At 74.3% G+C, this 20,306-nt stretch carries 15 protein-coding genes and 1 riboswitch; of the genes, 12 read left to right on the forward strand and 3 right to left on the reverse strand.

Translation table 11 applies throughout. The annotated features are described in order from the left end of the window. The first annotated feature begins 106 nt into the window (after positions 1 to 106). The 6 genes from sucC to purH all read left to right on the forward strand — a co-directional run bounded on the left by sucC (position 107) and on the right by purH (position 6,923). Positions 107 to 1,273 (forward strand): ADP-forming succinate--CoA ligase subunit beta, encoded by a 1,167-nt coding sequence (gene sucC, locus ISOVA_RS03825; protein ID WP_013837939.1) that lies wholly within the window; start codon positions 107 to 109, stop codon positions 1,271 to 1,273. Between the two features lie 37 nt (positions 1,274 to 1,310). Further along, positions 1,311 to 2,192 (forward strand): succinate--CoA ligase subunit alpha, encoded by an 882-nt coding sequence (gene sucD / locus ISOVA_RS03830; RefSeq protein ID WP_013837940.1) that lies wholly within the window; start codon positions 1,311 to 1,313, stop codon positions 2,190 to 2,192. 154 nt (positions 2,193 to 2,346) lie between these two features. Next, positions 2,347 to 3,582: a cell division protein PerM gene (locus tag ISOVA_RS16700; RefSeq protein ID WP_013837941.1), complete on the forward strand. Its 1,236-nt coding sequence runs from the start codon at positions 2,347 to 2,349 to the stop codon at positions 3,580 to 3,582. A gap of 69 nt (positions 3,583 to 3,651) precedes the next feature. Next, positions 3,652 to 4,296, forward strand: a complete 645-nt coding sequence (purN, locus tag ISOVA_RS03840) for a phosphoribosylglycinamide formyltransferase (RefSeq protein ID WP_013837942.1) — start codon at positions 3,652 to 3,654, stop codon at positions 4,294 to 4,296. Positions 4,297 to 4,473: 177 nt separating this feature from the next. Continuing rightward, positions 4,474 to 5,151 carry an MFS transporter gene (locus ISOVA_RS03845; RefSeq protein WP_143762045.1) on the forward strand — a complete coding sequence of 226 codons (678 nt, stop codon included), beginning with the start codon at positions 4,474 to 4,476 and terminating at the stop codon, positions 5,149 to 5,151. A gap of 17 nt (positions 5,152 to 5,168) precedes the next feature. Then, positions 5,169 to 5,255, forward strand: a riboswitch (ZMP/ZTP riboswitch). Between the two features lie 33 nt (positions 5,256 to 5,288). Next, positions 5,289 to 6,923: a bifunctional phosphoribosylaminoimidazolecarboxamide formyltransferase/IMP cyclohydrolase gene (gene purH, locus ISOVA_RS03850; RefSeq protein WP_013837944.1), complete on the forward strand. Its 1,635-nt coding sequence runs from the start codon at positions 5,289 to 5,291 to the stop codon at positions 6,921 to 6,923. A gap of 103 nt (positions 6,924 to 7,026) precedes the next feature. Here the strand turns inward: purH and ISOVA_RS03855 are convergent, their stop codons facing one another. Then, positions 7,027 to 8,328 carry an NAD(P)/FAD-dependent oxidoreductase gene (locus tag ISOVA_RS03855; protein ID WP_186004565.1) on the reverse strand — a complete coding sequence of 434 codons (1,302 nt, stop codon included), beginning with the start codon at positions 8,326 to 8,328 and terminating at the stop codon, positions 7,027 to 7,029. A 57-nt stretch (positions 8,329 to 8,385) separates the two neighbouring features. Between ISOVA_RS03855 and ISOVA_RS16380 the strand changes: the two genes are divergently transcribed. Then, positions 8,386 to 8,748, forward strand: a complete 363-nt coding sequence (locus tag ISOVA_RS16380) for a DUF3017 domain-containing protein (RefSeq protein ID WP_186004566.1) — start codon at positions 8,386 to 8,388, stop codon at positions 8,746 to 8,748. Positions 8,749 to 8,806: 58 nt separating this feature from the next. Here ISOVA_RS16380 and ISOVA_RS15330 read toward each other — a convergent pair whose 3' ends face one another. Together ISOVA_RS15330 and ISOVA_RS03870 are read right to left on the reverse strand one after the other, a co-directional pair. Then, a complete protein-coding gene (locus ISOVA_RS15330; protein WP_013837947.1) occupies positions 8,807 to 9,604 on the reverse strand; it encodes a septum formation family protein in 798 nt (265 codons plus the stop codon). A 120-nt stretch (positions 9,605 to 9,724) separates the two neighbouring features. Beyond that, positions 9,725 to 10,726 (reverse strand): aquaporin, encoded by a 1,002-nt coding sequence (locus ISOVA_RS03870; protein ID WP_013837948.1) that lies wholly within the window; start codon positions 10,724 to 10,726, stop codon positions 9,725 to 9,727. A gap of 229 nt (positions 10,727 to 10,955) precedes the next feature. On the opposite strand from ISOVA_RS03870, the gene ISOVA_RS03875 reads away from it, so the two are divergent. The 5 genes from ISOVA_RS03875 to ISOVA_RS03895 all read left to right on the forward strand — a co-directional run bounded on the left by ISOVA_RS03875 (position 10,956) and on the right by ISOVA_RS03895 (position 20,055). After that, entirely contained in the window at positions 10,956 to 11,942 is a 987-nt protein-coding gene (locus ISOVA_RS03875) for a malate dehydrogenase (RefSeq protein ID WP_041294768.1), read from the forward strand. A gap of 266 nt (positions 11,943 to 12,208) precedes the next feature. After that, a complete protein-coding gene (locus tag ISOVA_RS03880) occupies positions 12,209 to 13,354 on the forward strand; it encodes an ATP-binding cassette domain-containing protein (RefSeq protein ID WP_049788228.1) in 1,146 nt (381 codons plus the stop codon). Between the two features lie 68 nt (positions 13,355 to 13,422). Continuing rightward, positions 13,423 to 19,263 (forward strand): pullulanase-type alpha-1,6-glucosidase, encoded by a 5,841-nt coding sequence (gene pulA / locus ISOVA_RS03885; RefSeq protein WP_013837951.1) that lies wholly within the window; start codon positions 13,423 to 13,425, stop codon positions 19,261 to 19,263. A gap of 130 nt (positions 19,264 to 19,393) precedes the next feature. Continuing rightward, entirely contained in the window at positions 19,394 to 19,717 is a 324-nt protein-coding gene (locus ISOVA_RS03890; RefSeq protein WP_013837952.1) for an ArsR/SmtB family transcription factor, read from the forward strand. Next, positions 19,714 to 20,055, forward strand: coding sequence for an SRPBCC domain-containing protein (locus ISOVA_RS03895; RefSeq protein ID WP_013837953.1), 342 nt, complete (start codon positions 19,714 to 19,716; stop codon positions 20,053 to 20,055). The genes ISOVA_RS03890 and ISOVA_RS03895 overlap by 4 nt, the downstream gene beginning before the upstream one ends. Positions 20,056 to 20,306: the final 251 nt, after the last annotated feature.

Below are 20,306 nucleotides of genomic sequence, written 5' to 3' on the forward strand. Positions count from 1 at the left end.
GGGGATAGGCCGCCTGGCGCGGCCGGTCTACCCTGGACCGGGATGTCTTGATGTCGAGACATCGGTCATGCCGCACACGGCGCATCAGACGGAAGGACGCAGCAGGGTGGACCTGTTCGAATACCAGGCGCGCGACATCTTCGAGAAGCACGGCGTGCCCGTGCTGGGCGGGGTCGTCGCGACGACGCCCGAGGAGGCCCGCGCGGGCGCCGAGAAGCTCGGCGGCGGCACCGTGGTCGTCAAGGCCCAGGTCAAGACCGGCGGCCGTGGCAAGGCCGGCGGCGTGAAGCTGGCCCACTCGCCCGAGGAGGCGGCCGAGAAGGCGCGCGAGATCCTCGGCATGGACATCAAGGGCCACACGGTCCACCGCGTGATGATCGCGCAGGGCGCCAAGATCGCCGAGGAGTACTACTTCTCGGTGCTCCTGGACCGCGCGAACCGCTCCTACCTGGCGATGTGCTCGGTCGAGGGCGGCATGGAGATCGAGCAGCTCGCCGTCGAGCGCCCCGAGGCGCTCGCCAAGGTCCCGGTCGACCCGACCGTCGGCATCGACGCTGCCAAGGCCGCCGAGATCGTCGAGGCCGCGGGCTTCGCGGACGACCTCAAGGACGCCGTCGCCGACGTGATCCAGAAGCTGTGGACGGTCTACAAGGCCGAGGACGCCACGCTCGTCGAGGTCAACCCGCTGGTCAAGACGGAGGACGGCCAGATCGTCGCCCTCGACGGCAAGGTCTCGCTCGACGATAACGCGTCGTTCCGCCACCCCGAGCACGAGGAGCTCGAGGACACGGCCGCGGCCGACCCGCTCGAGGCCAAGGCCAAGGAGAACGACCTCAACTACGTCAAGCTCGACGGCGAGGTCGGCATCATCGGCAACGGCGCGGGCCTCGTCATGAGCACGCTCGACGTCGTCGCGTACGCCGGCGAGAAGCACGGCGGCGTCAAGCCGGCGAACTTCCTGGACATCGGCGGCGGCGCCTCGGCGGCCGTCATGGCGGCCGGCCTCGACGTCATCCTGTCCGACCCCCAGGTCAAGAGCGTCTTCGTCAACGTCTTCGGCGGGATCACCGCCTGCGACGCCGTCGCGAACGGCATCGTGCAGGCCCTCGAGATCCTGGGCGACAAGGAGAACAAGCCGCTCGTCGTGCGCCTCGACGGCAACAACGTCGAGGAGGGCCGCCGCATCCTCACCGAGGCGAACCACCCGCTCGTGACCCTGGCCGAGACCATGGACGGCGGGGCCGACAAGGCCGCCGAGCTGGCCAACGCCTGAGCCCGCCCGAGAGTTCGAGAGAGAAGCAGACACAGACATGGCGATCTTCATCAACGAGGACTCCAAGGTCATCGTCCAGGGGATGACCGGCTCGGAGGGCATGAAGCACACGACGCGCATGCTCGCGTCGGGCACGAACATCGTCGGCGGCGTGAACCCGCGCAAGGCCGGCACCGCCGTCGAGATCGAGGGCCGGAGCATCCCGGTGTTCGGCTCGGTCGCCGAGGCGATGAAGGAGACGGGCGCCGACGTCTCCGTCATCTTCGTCCCGCCGGCGTTCACCAAGGCCGCCGTGGTCGAGGCGATCGAGGCGGCGATGCCGCTCGTCGTCATCATCACCGAGGGCGTGCCGGTCGCGGACACCGCCGAGTTCTACACGCTCGCGAAGGCCGCCGGGGTCCGCCTCGTCGGCCCGAACTGCCCGGGCGTCATCAGCCCCGGCAAGTCGAACGTCGGCATCATCCCGGCGAACATCACGGGCCCCGGCAGGATCGGCCTCGTGTCGAAGTCGGGCACGCTGACCTACCAGATGATGTACGAGCTGCGGGACTTCGGGTTCTCGACGGCGGTCGGCATCGGCGGCGACCCGATCATCGGCACGACGCACATCGACGCGCTCGCCGCGTTCGAGGCCGACCCCGAGACCGAGGCCATCGTCATGATCGGCGAGATCGGCGGCGACGCCGAGGAGCGCGCGGCGGCGTTCGTCAAGGAGAACGTCACCAAGCCGGTCGTCGGCTACGTCGCGGGCTTCACCGCGCCCGAGGGCAAGACCATGGGTCACGCGGGCGCCATCGTCTCGGGCTCGTCCGGCACCGCGGCCGCCAAGAAGGAGGCCCTCGAGGCCGCCGGCGTCAAGGTCGGCAAGACGCCGTCCGAGACCGCCGCGCTCATGCGGGAGATCCTCGAGAACCGCTGACGGTTCTCCCACACCGGCGCCGAGGTACCGGGTTCCCGGCGAGACACCGACCCTGCGTCGGTACCTCGCCGGGGAACCCGGTACCTCGGCGCTCGTGCGTCCGCCCCGGCGTGGGCTCGACGGGTCCCGGGCCTCGCCGGGTGACGATGGGCGCGTGAGCACCACCGGCACCACCCGCAGCACCCGCACCGTCGAGCCCGCCCCCTCCGGCCCGCGCGACCCTCGTCGCGGGGAGCGCGCGACGGCCGTCACGTCGGGGGCCTGGGCCGCGGTGCAGGGCGTCGTCCTGTCGTTCGCCGTGGTGTGCCTGCTCTCGGTCGCCGCGGCGGTGGGCACCGGTGCCGACGCGGGCGACCTCGCCTCGGCCGCGGGCGTCGCGACCGGCCTCTGGCTGCTCGGGCACGGGGTGCCGCTCGCGGCCGGCGTCGGCACGGTCACGGTGGTCCCGCTCGGCATCGGGGCGCTCGCGCTGTTCACGGTCTACGTCGCCGCCAAGCGCTCGGCGCTGCCGACGCTCGCCGCCTGGGTCGGCGCGACCGGCCTCTACGCCGCCGTGACCACGGCCGCGGCCGTCCTCACCCGCGGCCCGGACGCCGACCCGGCCGTGCGCGCCGCACTCGGGCTCCTCGCGGGCGTCCTGGTCGGGGGAGCGGGAGCCGCGCTCGGGATCCTCGCCGCGCCGGACGGCCCGGCGCCCGCCCTCCCGGCACGGCTCGAGCCGCACGTCCCCGACGTCCTGCGCCTCGGCCTGCGCGCCGGCGGCGTGGGCGTGCTGGCCGTGCTCGCGGCGGGCGCGGCGCTCACGGCCGTTTGGGTGCTCGCGGGCCGCGCGACGTCGGACGACATCGTCGCCGGGCTCGAGCCCGGCTGGCTCGGCGGAGGCGTCCTGGCCGTCGCCCAGCTCGCCCTGCTGCCCAACCTCGTGCTGTGGGCCGTCGCCTGGGTCGCCGGCCCGGGCTTCGCCGTCGGGCACGAGACGCAGTTCGCGGTGTCCGGCACGACGGCCGGGCCGCTGCCCGCGCTGCCGATCCTCGGGGCGCTGCCGGGACCCGACTGGTCGTCGCCGTACGCCGTCTGGCTCCCCGCCGTCGTCGTCGGCTGCGGGGCCCTCGCCGGCTGGTACGCGTGGCGCTCGCTCGAGCCGTCGCTCGTGCGGTGGGCCGACCTGGCCTGGGTCGCCGGTGGCGTCGTCGTCGCCCCCGGCGCCGGCGTCGGCCTGCTCGAGTGGTGGGCCGGGGGAGCGGTCGGGCCGGGGCGGCTCTCGGTCGTCGGCGCGGACCCGGTGCTCGTCGGCGCGACGGTCGCCGCCGAGGTGGGGGTCGGCGCCGCGCTCGTGCTGGCGGCCGCGCACCTGCGGACGACGCGAGCGGCCGGACCCGACGAGGCGTGACCCGACGAGGCGCGACCGACGAGGCGTGACCCGACCGGCGCGACCCGGCCCGGCGCTAGGGTGGGGGCCGTGCAGACGCCCTCCGGTCACCCCGTCGAGTCCACCACGCAGGCCCGCCTGGTCGTCCTCGCCTCGGGCGGAGGGTCCAACCTCGCCGCGCTGCTCGCGGCGCACGACGACCCTGCCTACGGCGCGCGCGTGGTCGGCGTCGTCTCGGACAAGCCCGAAGCGGGCGCCCTGCGGCTCGCGCGCGACGCGGGGGTCGCGTCGGTCGTCGTGGCGCCCGCCGACTTCGAGGACCGGGCCGCGTGGAACGTCGGCATGGCCGAGGCGGTCGCGGTCTTCCGGCCGGACTACGTGGTGCTCGCGGGCTTCATGCGCATCCTCGCCCCGTCGTTCGTCGACCGGTTCGCCGGGCGGATCGTCAACACCCACCCGGCGCTGCTGCCCTCGTTCCCGGGCGCGCACGGCGTGCGCGACGCGCTCGCGTACGGCGTCAAGGTCACCGGGTGCACGGTGCACGTCGTCGACACCGGCGTCGACACCGGACCGATCATCGCCCAGGCGGCCGTGCCGGTCGTCGACGGCGACGACGAGGCCTCGCTCCACGAGCGGATCAAGGTCGCCGAGCGTGCGCTGCTGGTCGAGACCGTGGGCCGCGTCGCGCGCGAGGGCCTGCGCGTCGACGGCCGCCGCGCGGTCGTCGGGCGCTAGCCGGATCGGCGGGCACCGGGCACGTGCTCAGGCTGGGTCGCGCGGACCGAACCCGATGAGGACCTGGTAGGGCTCGCGTGCCTCGTCGGGGGCGCGGCGCGCGGCGTCGAGCGCCCGGTCCGCCTAGCGCTCCTGGAGCGCGACGAGCTCGTCGGCGAGGCGGTGTGCGCCTGGTTCGTGCGCGAGCCGCTCAACGGGGACGTCGCCGACGCGCGCGCCACGCGACCGCTCGCGGCCCTGCGTGCCGGGCTGGCCTACACGCTCTACCGGCCGCTGTTCCGCGCGTGCCTCGGGCTCTTCGTCGTGATCAACGTCGCCGTCAACGGCATGCTCGTGGCCGTCAACCTCGAGCTCGTGCGCACCGGTACGGACCCGCTGCACAGCGGTCTGCTCAACGCGGCGCTCGGCGCGTCGATGCTCACCGGCGCGGTGCTCGCACCGGCGCTCGTGCGGCGGTTGCGCGTCGGCCCGATCGTGGTGGGCGCGCTCGCGCTCGTCGCGGCGGGCGCCGTCGCGATGACCGTGGTGGGCACCTACGCCGGCTACGTGGCGATCTTCGCCGCCATGGTGCTCCTCGTGCCGGCAGCGAACGCGGCGCTCGCGGGCTACGCCGCCGCCGTCACGCCCCCGCAGATGCAGGGCCGGTTCTCCTCCGTGATGAGCCTGTCCGGGCTGGCGGCAGGACCGCTCGCGCCGCTGGCCGGCAGCGGGCTGCTCGCCGCGGCGGGCGTCGGGGTCGCGCTCGGGGCGCTCGCCGGGCTCCTCGTCGTCACCGTCGTCGCGCTGACGTTCGTCCGGTCGCTGTGGAGGATCGGTCGGCCGGACACCTGGGCCGACGACGCGATCGACGCGTGACCTCCGGCGGGTAGACTGGCCCCGGCCGTGACTGGCGAGGGTGGACAACCACCGGGGAGCGGCCGACAGACCCACGATGCGCGCCGCCCGCCTGGGTGCCAGGGTCTCCACGAAGGCCCATCACCCGAGGAGACCTCATGTCCGGCGCCCCCTCCGCCCCCGACGTCCAGCTGTCCGACGACACGCAGCGCCCCGTGAAGCGGGCCCTGCTCAGCGTGTACGACAAGACCGGCCTGGTCGACCTGGCCACCGCGCTGCACGCGGCCGGCGTCGAGCTCGTCTCGACCGGCTCGACCGCGGCCCGCATCGCCGAGGCGGGCGTGCCCGTGACCAAGGTCGAGGACCTCACCGGCTTCCCCGAGTGCCTCGAGGGTCGCGTCAAGACGCTGCACCCGCGCGTGCACGCCGGGATCCTGGCCGACACCCGCAAGCAGGACCACCTCGACCAGCTCGCCGAGCTCGAGATCGAGACGTTCGAGCTCGTCGTCGTCAACCTCTACCCGTTCGCCGCGACCGTGGCCTCCGGCGCGGCGCCCGACGCCGTCGTCGAGCAGATCGACATCGGCGGGCCGTCGATGGTCCGGGCCGCCGCGAAGAACCACCCGAGCGTCGCGGTCGTCGTGGACCCGGCGCGCTACGACGACGTCGTCGCGGCCGTCGAGGCCGGCGGCTTCACCTTCGCGCAGCGCAAGCGGCTCGCGGCCGCCGCGTTCGCGCACACCGCGCAGTACGACGTCGCGGTCGCGTCGTGGTTCGCGAGCGCCTACGCGCCCGACGACGCGGCGCGCGAGAGCGGCATGCCCGACGTCGCGGGCGCCACCTGGGAGCGCGCCGACGTCCTGCGCTACGGCGAGAACCCGCACCAGAAGGCGGCCCTGTACACGCGCACGGACAGCGCCTCCGGCGTCGCGAACGCGACCCAGCTGCACGGCAAGGCCATGAGCTACAACAACTACGTCGACGCCGACGCGGCGTGGCGCGCCGCGCACGACTTCGACGAGCCGGCCGTCGCGATCATCAAGCACGCCAACCCGTGCGGCATCGCCGTCGGCGCCGACGTCGCCGAGGCGCACGCCAAGGCCCACGCGACCGACCCGGTCTCGGCGTTCGGTGGCGTCATCGCGGCGAACCGTGTCGTCACGCGCGCGGCGGCCGAGCAGATCGCCCCGGTCTTCACCGAGGTGGTCGTGGCGCCGGGCTTCGAGCCCGAGGCGCTCGAGGTGCTCCAGGCCAAGAAGAACGTCCGCCTGCTCGTCGTCGAGGGCGCCCCGACCGCGCCCGTCGAGCTGCGGCCCGTCTCGGGCGGCCTGCTCATCCAGGAGGTCGACCGGTTCCAGGCCGAGGGCGACGACCCGGCGTCGTGGACGCTCGCGGCCGGCGAGCCCGCCGACGAGGCGACGCTCGCCGATCTCGCGTTCGCGTGGCGCGCGGTGCGCGCGGCGAAGTCGAACGCGATCCTGCTCGCGTCGGGCGGGGCCGCCGTCGGCATCGGCATGGGGCAGGTCAACCGCGTCGACTCCTGCCGTCTCGCGGTCGAGCGGGCCAACACGCTCGCCGAGGGCGAGTCCGGACCGGTCGAGCGCGCGCGCGGCGCCGTCGCGGCGTCCGACGCGTTCTTCCCGTTCGCCGACGGCCTGCAGGTGCTGCTCGACGCCGGGGTGCGCGCCGTCGTGCAGCCGGGCGGCTCGATCCGCGACGAGGAGGTCGTCGAGGCCGCGAAGGCCGCCGGCGTGACGATGTACCTCACCGGGGCGCGGCACTTCGCCCACTGACGAGGTAGCGCAGGATCCCGCGAAGTAGCGCTGGATCTCGCGAAGTAGCGCGGCTTTCCAGCGCTACCTCGGCGGATCGAGCGCTACCTCGGCGGATCGAGCGCTACCTCGCAGGGTCGGCGACGGCGTCGCGGAGGCGCGTCGCGGGGTCGGTGGCGCGCTCGAGGTCCAGGCGCAGCGGCTCGCCGCGGTTCATGAGCCGGCGCACGGCACCGACCTCGCGCGGCGAGTCGACGAGCAGCACGGCGCGGACCGTGGCGACGCCGTCGGCCGCGCCCGTGCCGTGCTCGCCCCGCTCGTCCCCGTCGAGGTAGAACGCCGCCCACGGGCCCGGGCCGCCCGGCTCGCCGCGCCAGGCGACGGGCCCGGTGCCCGGGAGCCCGAGCAGCGCCAGGTCGTGCCCGAGCTGGCGCGAGAACACGTACGGCGCGTGCCCCGGCCCGGGCTCGAGGCCGAGCATCGCGCGGGCGGTGACGTCGGGGTCGTGGAGCGCGGCCGACCAGTGCCCTCCGGGGACCGTGCCGAAGACGGGGTGCGCGCGCGAGGCGACGTCGCCCACGGCCCAGACGCGCGGGTGCCCGGGCACCGCGCCGTCGGGACCCGCGGGCACCGTGCCGCGCGCGTCGAGCGGGACGCTGCCCGCGAGCCAGGCGGACGCCGGCCGTGCGCCGACCGCGGCGAGCACGAGGTCGGCCGCGAGCGAGCGCCCGTCCGCGAGCCGCACGACGTCGTCGCGCACCTCGGCGACGGGCGCGCCGGTGAGCAGCCGGACGCCGGCGTCGGCGTACCAGCCGGCCAGGTGCGCGCCGACGCCGGCCCCGAGCTGGCGCTCGAGCGGCGCCGAGGCGGCCTCGACGACCGTGACGTCGGCCCCGGCGCCGGCCGCGACGCCGGCGACCTCCGCGCCGACCCAGCCCGCGCCCACGACCACGAGCCGCAGACCGGGGCGCAGGGCGGCGCGCAGCCGTGCGGCGTCGTCCGCCGTGTGCAGGACGACCGCGTCGTCCCAGCCCGTGGGCTTCACGGCCTCGGCACCGACGGCGAGCACGACGGCGTCCGCGCGCAGCTCGCCGCCCGAGGCGGTGGTCACGACGACGGCGTCCGGCGTCGACGCGAGCGCGGTCGCGGGCTCGGCGAGCCGGAGGTCGTCGGCGAGCGACGCGACGTCGACGCCGATGTCGTCGCTGAGCCACACGGGCTCGGGACGCGTGAGCAGCTCCTTCGACAGCGGCGGACGGTCGTAGGGCGGCACGCCCTCGGCGCCGAGCAGCGTGAGGCGGCCGTCGAACCCGTGCGCGCGCAGCGCGGCGACGGTCTGCGCCCCGGCCAGGCCGGCGCCGACGACCACGACGGAGTCCGGGACCGGGCGCGCCGCGGGGCGGGCGGGGGAGGTGTCGTGCTGCACGACGCTCACGCTAACCCGTGCCGGGCGCGTGCCCGGCCGACGGTAGGCTCGGCTGCCGTGGATCCCCGTGCCCCGCAGCCCGACCCGGCGTCGCGGCCCGTGACGCCCCCGCGGCCCGCGTGGGACGCGGTCGTGCCCGCGCCGCCCGCCGAACGCCCGGCACGGCCCAGCCCGGTCCGCGCGATCCTGCTGGCGACGGCCGGGATCCTCCTCGCGGTCGTGCTCGGCGTGACCCTGAGCGCCCGGGCAGGCGCGCTCGCCGTCGCGGCGACGCTCGCCGTCGCCGGGACGTGGCGCGCGGTCGCGCCCGACGGGCCTCCCGGACTGGTCGTGCGCAGCCGCGGCTTCGACGTCCTGCTCTGCTGGGGCTCGGCCGCGATGATCACGTTCCTCGCCTTCACCGCGCCGGGCGTCGGCTGACGCCCGTCCCGGGGCATCGCTCGCGGGGCGCGGCCCCGCTGCCGGGCGCGTCGGAGCGTCAGTCGCGCGTCGTGAAGCCCTCGAGCGTCCCGGTCACGGTGCCCTGCATGGGCTCGACGACGCACAGGACGGTCCGGTCGCCCCACGCCCAGCTCTCCTCGGTCGGCGTCGCGGGCCACACGTAGAGGCTCGACTCGTCGTACGGCTCGCCGACGAACGCGGTGAACTCCTCGACGCAGTAGTCGTACGAGCGCTCGTCGACGACCGCCGTGCCCGGCCACTCGCCGTCGGGCAGCTCGGTCACGGCGAAGACCTCCGAGACGTGCTCCTCCTCGCACGGCACCACGGGCACCCCGTACGACTCCTCGGTCAGGCTGGACCCGTCGAAGCAGTCGCCGACCTGCACGTCGAGCCAGTCGGTCTCCACGCCGCCGGCACCCGGCTCCGGGTCGAGGCCGAGCTCCTCCTCGAGGGCGTCGAGCCCCCACGCGTCGGCGGTCCACGAGCCGCCGCCGAGCACGTTCACGAGCAGCACGGACCACACCGCGACGGTGAGCACCAGCGAGACCGCCGCGGCCACGACCGCCGCGACGCCGAACCCGCGGGCGGCCCGCCCCTCGCGCGCGGCCGTGACGACGTCGCCGGCGCCCAGCGCTCGCGCCGACCGTTGCGACGCCAGGTACGCCGGGATCGCGAGCGGCCAGAACAGGACGATCGCGGCGATCACCCACCCGGTCCCGTCCGACGGCGTCGATGGCGCGGTCGCGTACGGGAGCGGACCCGGCTCGGGGCCGAACGGCGCGCGGGGCGCGGCGTCCCAGCCGGCGTACGGGTCGGAGGGCGGGGGGAGCGTCATCGGGGGGCCTTCGGTCGGGCGTGCAGCAGCCGGCCATGTCTACCAGAGAGCGGGCCGCCGCGGAACGCCACGAGGGCCGGCACCCCTGCGGGTGCCGGCCCTCGTGATCGTCCGTGCCGCTCAGGCGCGCGGCGTGCCGGGCTGGTCGTCGCCCGGCTCCCGGCGCGCCGTCTCGTCCGCGGTCCCGTCCGCGACGGTCGCGTCGCTCGCGGCGTCGCGCTCCTCGGAGACCACGACGACGTCGGTCTCCTCGACGTCCTCGTCGCCGGCGGCGAGGTCGGACTCCTCGGACTCCTCGCCGGGCAGGGCGGGCAGCGGCGAGAACGCCCGGTAGAACAGCGCGGCGAGCGCGGCGCCGACGAGCGGCGCGACGACGAACAGCCACAGCTGGCCCCAGGTCCAGCCGCCGGCGAAGATCGCCGACGCGAAGGAGCGGGCCGGGTTGACCGACGTGTTGGTCATGGGCCACGACACGAGGTGCAGGGCCGTGAGCGTGAGGCCGATCGCGACGGCCGGGTACGTGACGCGCGAGCGGCGGCTCGTGGTGCCGAGGACGACGCCCACGAGGACGGCCGTCAGCAGGATCTCGACGAGGAGCGCCGACCACACGGTGAACGAGCCCTCGGCGCCCACGCGCGTGGCCATGACGGCGAGCGGCGAGTGGTCGCCGTAGCCGTTGGCCGTGGCCTGCATGACCGCCGCCTTGTCGGCGGCGCCGATGAGCGCCGGGTATCCCGACGGGATGACCGACCACAGGACGACCGCGGCGAGCGCCGCGCCGACCAGCTGCGCGAGCCAGTACGGCAGCAGGTCGCTCCACGGGGCACGGCCCGACAGCACGAGGCCGAGCGTCACGGCGGGGTTGACGTGCGCGCCGGAGACGTGGCCGAGCGCCGCGGTCACCGCGAGCAGGGTGATGCCGGCGGCCAGCGCGACGGTGACGATCGAGCCGTTGTTGAGCGCGTTGAACGCCCACGTGCTGACGATGGCGAGCACGAGGGCGAACGTGCCGAACGTCTCGGCCGCCAGCCGGGTGAAGAGGCCGTACACGGGTGCGGTGGTGGTCGTCTCCTCGACGACCGCGACAGACGTGCCGCTCTGCGCGGCGGTGTCCTGGGACATGAGGGTCCTTCTCTGCTCGGGAGACGGGCGGTCGTGCCCGCTGGGGACGCGGCCCGGGAAGACCGCAGGCCGCTCGGATCCTGCCACCGGCGTCTGGACGGAGGCTGGATGCCCGGGGCGCCCGGGGTCCCGGCCGGTGACGTGTCGCACGCTACCGGTTCCGGCGTCCGGGCGGGAGGGTCGCGCCGTGTCCGTGGACCTCAGGGCGTGCGTGCGCCAGAGTAGGCGCATGACGACACCTGTGAACGTCACCGTCACCGGAGCCGCGGGCCAGATCGGGTACGCGCTGCTCTTCCGGATCGCCTCGGGCGCGATGCTCGGGCCCGACACCCCCGTGCGGCTCAAGCTCCTCGAGATCCCGCAGGCGGTCAAGGCCGCCGAGGGCACCGCGATGGAGCTCGATGACTGCGCGTTCCCGCTGCTGGCCGGCGTCGACATCTACGACGACCCGACGCAGGGGTTCGCCGGGACGAACGTCGCGCTGCTCGTCGGCGCCCGGCCGCGCGGCGCGGGCATGGAGCGCGCCGACCTGCTCGAGGCGAACGGCGGCATCTTCGCTCCGCAGGGCAAGGCCATCAACGACGGCGCGGCGGACGACGTGCGGGTCCTCGTGGTCGGCAACCCGGCGAACACCAACGCCCTCATCGCGGCGTCGAACGCCCCGGACGTGCCCAAGGAGCGGTTCACCGCGATGACGCGCCTCGACCACAACCGCGCGCTGTCGCAGGTCGCCAAGAAGGCCGGCGTGCCGGTGTCCGAGGTCCGCCGGGTGACCATCTGGGGCAACCACTCGGCCTCGCAGTACCCCGACCTGTTCCACGCCGAGGTCGGGGGCCGCCCGGGCGCGGACCTCGCCGCGGACACCGCGTGGCTCACCGGGGAGTTCATCCCCACGGTGGCGAAGCGGGGCGCCGCGATCATCGAGGCGCGCGGCGCGTCGTCGGCAGCGTCGGCTGCCAACGCCGCGATTGACCACGTGCGCGACTGGGTGCTCGGGACGCCCGAGGGCGACTGGACCAGTGCCGGCCTGTGGTCGACGGGCGCGTACGGCGTGCCGGAGGGCCTCGTGTCGTCCTTCCCGGTGACGTCCTCGGGCGGCGACTGGCAGCTCGTCGAAGGGCTCGAGATCGACGACTTCTCGCGGGCCCGGATCGACGCCAGCGTCGCCGAGCTCGCCGAGGAGCGTGAGGCGGTGCGCTCGCTCGGCCTGGTCTGACGGTCCCGCGCGACCTGCGGAAAAGCCCTGGGGGAGCGTCGGAGGCGGGTCGTAGTGTCGGTCGACGATGATCGACACCACGACCCGCGCTCCTGCGGCGGCTCCCGCGCCCGCGCCCGACGACCCGGCCCGGCGCCTCGACTGGCGGCGGCTGCGCAGCCCGGTCGCCGTCGTCGCGCTGGTCGCGCTCGGCGCTCGGCACGGTCGTCGCCGGCCGGCTCGCCCAGGATCCGACGACGGCGGGCGTCGCGCTGCTCGCGCTGTGCGTGGTCGACGACGACACCCACGCGGTCGGCGCGCTCGTCCGGCGGCAGCCGTGGGGCATGGGCCGCACGGTGATCGGCTCGGTGCCGCTGTGGGTGGTCGCGGGACTCACGTGGTGGCCCGCCTGGGTCCTGTTCCCCGTCCTCGGCACCGCGACGGTGCTGCTCGTGCGGCCGCTGCTCGGCGAGATCGCGCGGCGCAAGGTCGTCGAGGAGCGCGCCTGGACCGACGACGCCGCCGCGTTCGAGGAGGCCGTCGCCGCCCGCGACGACCTGCGCACGAGCCTCGGGCAGGCGTTCGCGGTGCGCCGCCTGGCCGAGCTGTCGGCGGCGGTCCACCGGACGCTCGACCGCGTCCTCGTCGTCGAGACGCGCATGACGCGCCGCGCGGGCCTGCTGCTGCACGCGCTGCTGGGCGGCGTCGCCGTCGCGGGCGTGGCGCTCGCGGCAGGCGGCGACCTGTCGGTGGCAGGCCTCGTCACGCTCTTCCTGGTGACGGCCACCTTCGTCGGTCAGATCGACCAGCTGGCCCGGCACCTGCCCGACCTCCAGGAGGGCGTGGGCGCGGCGATTCGCATCCGCCAGCTCCTCGAGGCGGAGCCGGAGCCCGCGGGCGGCCGACCGGTCCCCGACGGGCCGCTCGACATCGAACTGCGCGACCTGCACTTCGCGTACGCCGGGGGCACCTTCGCCCTGCAGGGCGTCTCGCTGCACGTGCCGGCCGGCCAGACGGTCGCGCTCGTGGGCCGCACGGGGTCGGGCAAGTCGACGCTCGCCTCGCTCCTGTCGCGCGCGGACGTGCCGCGCTCCGACGTCGAGGCCGCCGTCGCCGAGCTCCGGCTGCAGGAGTGGGTCGACGGGCTGCCTGACGGCCTCGACACGCTCCTCGGCCCGGGCGGGACCTCGCTGTCCGCGGGCGAGGAGCAGCTCGTCGCGTTCGCACGCCTGCTCGTGCGCGACGTCCATGTCGTCGTGCTCGACGAGGCCACCGCGCGCATGGACCCGCACACCGAGGCGCGCGTCGGCGCGACGTCCAAGCGTGCCGCGCTCGCGCGTGCCGACCGGGTGGTCGTGCTGGACGACGGCGAGGTGGCCGACGTCGGCGCCTGGCGGGACCTCTCGGGGCGGTGGGGGCACCTCGCGGGCTGACGTCGGGTCTTGCTGCACGTTTCTGCAAGCATTACAGTCGCGTGCGGCACATCGACGAAGGAGTCCACATGACGCGCACCCCGCGCCGCGCCGTCGCGGCGCTCGCTGCCTCCTCGCTCCTCGCCCTCACCGGTCTCACCGCCGTCGCCGCCACGGTCGCCGTGGCAGGCCCGGCCGCCGCCGAGGACCGCACCGCGGCCCTGGTCGGCGACCTGCAGACCGAGCTGGGCTGCGGGTCCGACTGGGACCCGGCCTGCGAGGCGACCGAGCTGCAGCCTGCCGGCGACGGCACCTACACCGCCGAGTTCGACATCCCGGCCGGGTCGTACCAGTACAAGGTGGCACTCGACGACACGTGGGACGAGTCGTACGGGCGCGAGGGCACCGACGCCGACGCGCCGCTCGTGCTCGGCGGCGACGCGCGCGTGCGCGTGACGTACGACGACACGACGCACCGCATCGCCCTGACGCCGGTCGGCCTCGCGGGGGAGTACGACGAGGCGACCGACGCCGCGCTCGTCGTGCCGCCCGTGCGCCAGCCCGGGTCGGACGAGCGGTTCTACTTCGTCATGACCGACCGGTTCGCCAACGGCGACCCGTCGAACGACACCGGCGGGATCGCCGGCGACCGGCTCGACCACGGCTTCGACCCGACGAACAAGGGCTTCTACTCCGGCGGCGACATCGCCGGGCTGCGCGAGAGGCTCGACTACATCGAGGGGCTGGGCACGACGGCGATCTGGCTCACGCCGTCGTTCCTCAACCGGCCCGTCCAGGGCACGGGCGACCAGGCGAGCGCCGGGTACCACGGGTACTGGATCACCGACTTCACGCGGATCGACCCGCACCTCGGCACGAACGAGGAGCTCGGCGCGCTCATCGACGAGGCGCACGCCCGCGGCATCAAGGTCTACTTCGACATCATCACCAACCACACGGCCGACGTCATCGACTACGCCGAGGGCAGGTACGAGTACGTCGACCAGGCGACCTCGCCCTACCGCGACGCTGCGGGCAACGTGTTCAACCCCGCGGACCACGCCGGTACGGACGACTTCCCCGAGCTCGACCCCGCGAAGTCGTTCCCCTACACGCCGCAGGTCTCGCCCGAGGACGCCGACCTCAAGGTCCCGGCCTGGCTCAACGACGTCACGCTCTACCACAACCGCGGCAACTCGACGTGGACCGGCGAGTCGGTCACCTACGGCGACTTCGACGGGCTCGACGACCTCATGACCGAGCACCCGACGGTCGTGCAGGGCTTCGTCGACGTCTACAAGGCCTGGATCGACCTCGGCATCGACGGCTTCCGGATCGACACGGTCAAGCACGTCAACCCGGAGTTCTGGGAGACGTGGTCGGCCGAGGTCATGGACTACGCGCGCTCGATCGAGAAGGACGACTTCTTCATGTTCGGCGAGGTGTACGACGCCGACGCCGCCAAGACCGCGCCCTACGTCCGCGAGACCGAGATGAGCTCGGTGCTCGACTTCGCGTTCCAGGCGGCGGCCACGAGCTACGCGAGCGGCAACAGCGCCCGCGGCCTGGCCAACCTCTTCGCGAGCGACGACCGCTACACCACGCCCCACTCGTCCGCCTCCGCGCTGCCGACCTTCCTCGGCAACCACGACATGGGTCGCGTCGGTTACCTGCTGCAGAACACCGACGACCCGCTCGCCCGGGACGAGCTCGCCCACGAGCTGATGTACCTCACGCGCGGCCAGCCCGTCGTCTACTACGGCGACGAGCAGGGCTTCGCGGGCACGGGCGGCGACAAGGACGCGCGCCAGACGCTCTTCGCGACGCAGGTCGCCGAGTACGCCGACCAGGATCTCGTCACCGGCGAGCGTGCCGGCAGCGTCGACCGCTACGACACCGACGCGCCGCTCTACCGGCACCTCGCCGAGCTGGCCGCGCTCCGCGACGCCCACCCCGCGCTCGCCACGGGCGCGCAGGTTGAGCGGTACGCGGAGAACGGCGCGGGCGTCTACGCCTTCAGCCGCGTGCACCGCGACGAGAAGGTCGAGCACCTCGTGGCGCTCAACAACGCGTCGGCGGCTCGCGGTGCCACCTTCACCACGCTGACCCCCGGCGCGACGTACACCGCGCTGTACGGCGAGCTCGCCGGCGGCGGCACGTCCGTCACGGCCGGCGCCGACGGCACCGTGACCCTCGAGGTCCCGGCGACCTCCGCCGTCGTCCTCGTCGCGGACCGGATGGTCGGTGCCGACACGACGGGCGAGATCACGGTCACCGTGCCGGGCGCCGGCGCCGCCATGACCGGCACCGCGCCCGTCGCGGCGACCGTCGACGACGCGTGGGCCGAGACGTCGTTCGCATGGCGCGAGGTCGGCACGACCGAGTGGCAGCACCTCGGCACCGCCGAGGACACGACGCCGCGCGTCTTCCACGACGTCGACCTGCCCGAGGGCACGCTCGTCGAGTACCGCGCCGTGACCGTGGACGCCGACGGCGACCGTGCCGCCGCCTCGACGTTCGCGTCCGTGGGCGTCGACGTCTCGGGCGAGGTCGGCGACGCCGAGCCCGAGCCCGAGATCGACATGGTCACCGTGCCCGGCAACCACAACTCCGAGATGGGCTGCGCCGGCGACTGGACGCCCGACTGCGAGGGCGCGCGCCTCACCGAGCGGCCCGACGGCGTCTGGCAGGGCACGTTCGACCTGCCCGCGGGCGACTACGAGTACAAGGTCGCGGTCAACGGCTCGTGGGCCGTGAACTACGGCGTCGGCGGCGTGCGCGACGGCGCCAACGCGCGGTACCACCACGACGGCGGGCCGGTCACGTTCTACTGGGACCCGGTCAGCCACGACTTCTCGTCGACCGCGCAGGGCCCGATCGTGACGATGCCCGGCTCCTACCAGGACCAGGTCGGCTGCCCGGGCACCTGGCAGCCCGACTGCCTCGCCACGTGGGCCAAGGACCCCGACGGCGACGGCGTCTACACCTGGTCGACCGACCGGCTCGCCGCGGGCGCCTACGAGGTCAAGGTCGCGCACGGGATGAGCTGGGCGGAGAACTACGGGGTGGGCGGTGCCCGCGACGGCGCGAACTACTCGTTCAGCGTGGGCGACGGCGAGACGGTGACCTTCACGTACGACCTCGACACGCACGTGCTCGAGATCGGCGTCGAGAACCCGCCCCTGCCCGGCGCCGGTCAGCAGGCCGCGCACTGGGTGCGCGAGGGCCTGCTGCTGTGGCCCGGCTCGCTCGGGTCGGGCGACGCCTGGACGCTGTGGACGGCCCCGACCGGCGGGCTCGCCGTCGCCGACGGCGCCGTGCGCGGACCGGGGGGTGGAGACCTGCCCGACGGCGCGGCGTCGTACACCCTGACGCCGGCGTCCGGAGGCGTCCCCGAGGACGTCGCCGCGGACTTCCCGGCGCTCGCGGACCACACGGCCCTCGTGCTCACCCGGGACGGCGCCGCCGACGACGGCCCCGTCCCGCGCGCCGAGGTCGAGGCGCTGCTCACCGGGCAGCTCCTGGCGACGCGATCGGACGGCGACACGCTCACGGCCGCCACGGGCGTCCAGCTCCCGGGCGTGCTCGACGACCTGTTCGCCGAGGCTGCGGCGGACCGAGAGCTCGGCGTGACGGTGCACCCGAACCGCAAGTGGGCCGCGTTCGCACTGTGGGCGCCCACGGCGAAGGACGTCGACCTGCTCGTGTGGCCCGAGGGCACGAGCCTCGATGCCGAGCCGCGCAGGCTCGACACGGCACGGCAGGCCGACGGCACCTGGACCGTCGATGGCAAGGACGTCGACAAGAAGTACGCCTGGAACGGTGCTCGCTACCGGTACGCCGTCCAGGTGTACGTGCCGAGCACCGGGAAGGTCGAGACGAACGTGGTCACCGACCCGTACTCGGTGGCCCTGACACGGGACTCGACGCACTCGGTCGTGCTCTCGCTCGACGACAAGCGGTGGCAGCCGAAGGTCTGGCGCACGACGCCGCAGCCCGTCGTCGAGCGGCCCGTGGACCAGACGATCTACGAGCTCCACGTGCGCGACTTCTCGATCGCGGACGAGACCGTGCCCGAGGACGTGCGAGGCACCTACCTCGCGTTCGCCGAGTCCGGCTCGGACGGCATGACGCACCTGCGCGAGCTCGCCGACGCCGGCATGACGACGGTGCACCTGCTGCCGACGTTCGACATCGCGACGATCCCCGAGGACCCGGCCGACCGGGAGGAGCCGGGCGACCTGTCGGGCTTCGCGCCCGACTCGACCGAGCAGCAGGCCGCGGTGACCGCGGTCAAGGAGCGCGACGGGTTCAACTGGGGCTACGACCCCTACCACTTCACGGTCCCCGAGGGCTCGTACGCGGTCGAGGCCGACGGCGGCGCGCGCGTCGCGGAGTTCCGCACCATGGTCGGCTCGCTGCACGCCGCCGGGCTGCAGGTCGTGCTCGACCAGGTGTTCAACCACACCGCGGCGAGCGGGCAGGCGGAGAAGTCGGTGCTCGACAAGGTCGTGCCCGGCTACTACCACCGGCTCAACCCGACGACGGGTGCGGTCGAGACGAGCACCTGCTGCCAGAACGTGGCCACCGAGCACGCGATGGCCGAGAAGCTCATGGTCGACTCGGTGGTCACCTGGGCGCGCGACTACAAGGTCGACGGCTTCCGCTTCGACCTCATGGGGCACCACTCGCGCGAGAACATGCTCGCCGTCCGCGAGGCCCTGGACGGGCTGACGGTCGAGGAGGACGGCGTCGACGGGTCGGCCGTCTACCTCTACGGCGAGGGCTGGAACTTCGGCGAGGTGGCGGACAACGCGTTGTTCACCCAGGCGACCCAGGGCCAGCTGGGCGGGACGGGCATCGGGACGTTCAGCGATCGGCTGCGCGACGCCGTCCACGGCGGCTCGCCCGTCGACGGCGCCTCGACGTTCACGCAGGGCTTCGGGACGGGTCTGTTCACCGACCCCAACGGCCGCGAGGCGCGCGCCGGGGAGCCGGGCACGGTCAACGACGGGTCCGCCGACGAGCTCGCCGACCTGCGGCACCAGACCGACCTGGTGCGGCTGGGCCTCGCGGGCAACCTGCGCGACTACGAGCTGCTCGCCTCCGACGGCGAGGTGAAGCGCGGCGAGGAGCTCGACTACCGCGGGTCGCCGGCCGGCTACGCGGAGTCCCCGGAGGAGGTCGTCACGTACGTCGACGCGCACGACAACGAGACGCTGTTCGACCTGCTCACGCTCAAGCTCCCCGAGGACACGCCCATGGACGACCGCGTCCGGATGAACACCGTCTCGCTCGCGACGGCGGCGCTCGCCCAGACCCCGGCGTTCTGGCACGCGGGCACCGACCTGCTGCGCTCCAAGTCGCTCGACCGGAACTCGTACGACTCGGGCGACTGGTTCAACGCGATCGACTGGTCCGGGCAGGACAACGGGTTCGGCCGGGGCCTGCCGATGGCCTCGGAGAACCAGGAGAAGTGGCCGGTCATGGCGCCGCTCCTGGCGAACCCGGACCTCAAGCCCGCGCCCGGGCACATCGCGACCGCCTCGGAGCAGGCGCGCGAGCTGCTCGAGCTCCGGTTCTCCACGGAGCTGTTCCGCCTCGGCTCGGCCGAGCTCATCGGCGAGAAGGTCTCGTTCCCCGACGCGGGGCCGGACGCCGTCCCCGGCGTGATCACGATGTCGATCGACGACACGGCCGGCGGCACCGACGTCGACCCGGCGCTCGACGGCGTGCTCGCGGTCTTCAACGCCTCGCCCGAGGCGGCGACGATCGAGCTGCCGGGGCTCGCCGGCCGCGACTACGCGCTGTCGCCGGTGCAGGCCGGCGGGAGCGACGACGTCGTGCGCGGCACGACCTGGGACGAGGCGTCCGGGACCGTGACCGTGCCGGCGCGGACGGTCGCGGTGCTGGTCGACCCCCAGGGCTGACCCCTCGAGAAAACCGCTGTGGGCATGATTTCTGGCCCGTTCTGTCCGGATCATCCGGACAGAACGGGCCAGAAATCATGCCCACAGCGGTCTCTTGCCATGGTGAGGCGTAAAACGCTACTTACGGTAAGTGGGAACTTACCAAGAAGCCCTCGACGCGCTCGGCGACCCCACGCGGCGCGCGCTCGTCGAGCGCCTCGTGCGCGGCCCGGCGCCGGTCTCGCGGCTCGCGGACGGGCTGCCCGTGAGCCGCCCGGCCGTGTCGCAGCACCTGCGGGTCCTGCGCGACGCCGGGCTGGTCGCGTACGAGACGGTCGGCACGCGCCACGTGTACCGGCTCGACCGGGCGGGGTTCGACGCGCTGCGCGCGTGGCTCGACGGCTTCTGGAACGACGTCCTCGAGGCGTTCGAGGACTACGCCGGCAGGGGGCCGTCCGAGGGAGGACCGTCATGACCGCACAGCTCTCCGAGCTCCGCAAGACCGTGACCGTGGGCGTCGAGCCCGGCGTCGGCGGGCGGATCGTCGAGACGCTCGCCGACGGCTCGACCGAGGTCTGGGGCACGATCGAGGCGTGGGAGCCGCCGGCGCGCGTGCGCTTCACGTGGCACCCCGGCACGCCGCCGGCCGAGGCGACGCTCGTCGAGGTGACGTTCCGCGCCGCACCGGGCGGCACCGCCGTCGAGCTGGTCCACACGGGCTGGGACCGCCGGCCCGACGGCGGCGACGCGCGCGGCCGCTACGACTCCGGCTGGGACCTGGTCCTGCGGGGATACGCCGCGCTGTCGAGGTGAGTGCCTTCGGAAACCGAACGTATGCGGCGGCACTTCCGCGGCCGTCCGGCGGTCGTGGCAGCCGCAGGATGGCGCGGATGTGTCCATCTCGTGACCAGATCGTTATGGCGGAGTTCGCGCCGCGGCTTTGACTTCGGAACTCGAAGACATCACTCTGTATCTCGGGCCGGTCGACAGTGACCGGCGAAGGTCAGCCCTACGGGCAGCCGGCGGCGAAGGTCGCCGCCGGGGACCCTCGACGACGAGAAGGA

The organism is Isoptericola variabilis 225 (assembly GCF_000215105.1).
Taxonomy (GTDB): Bacteria; Actinomycetota; Actinomycetes; order Actinomycetales; family Cellulomonadaceae; genus Isoptericola; species Isoptericola variabilis_A.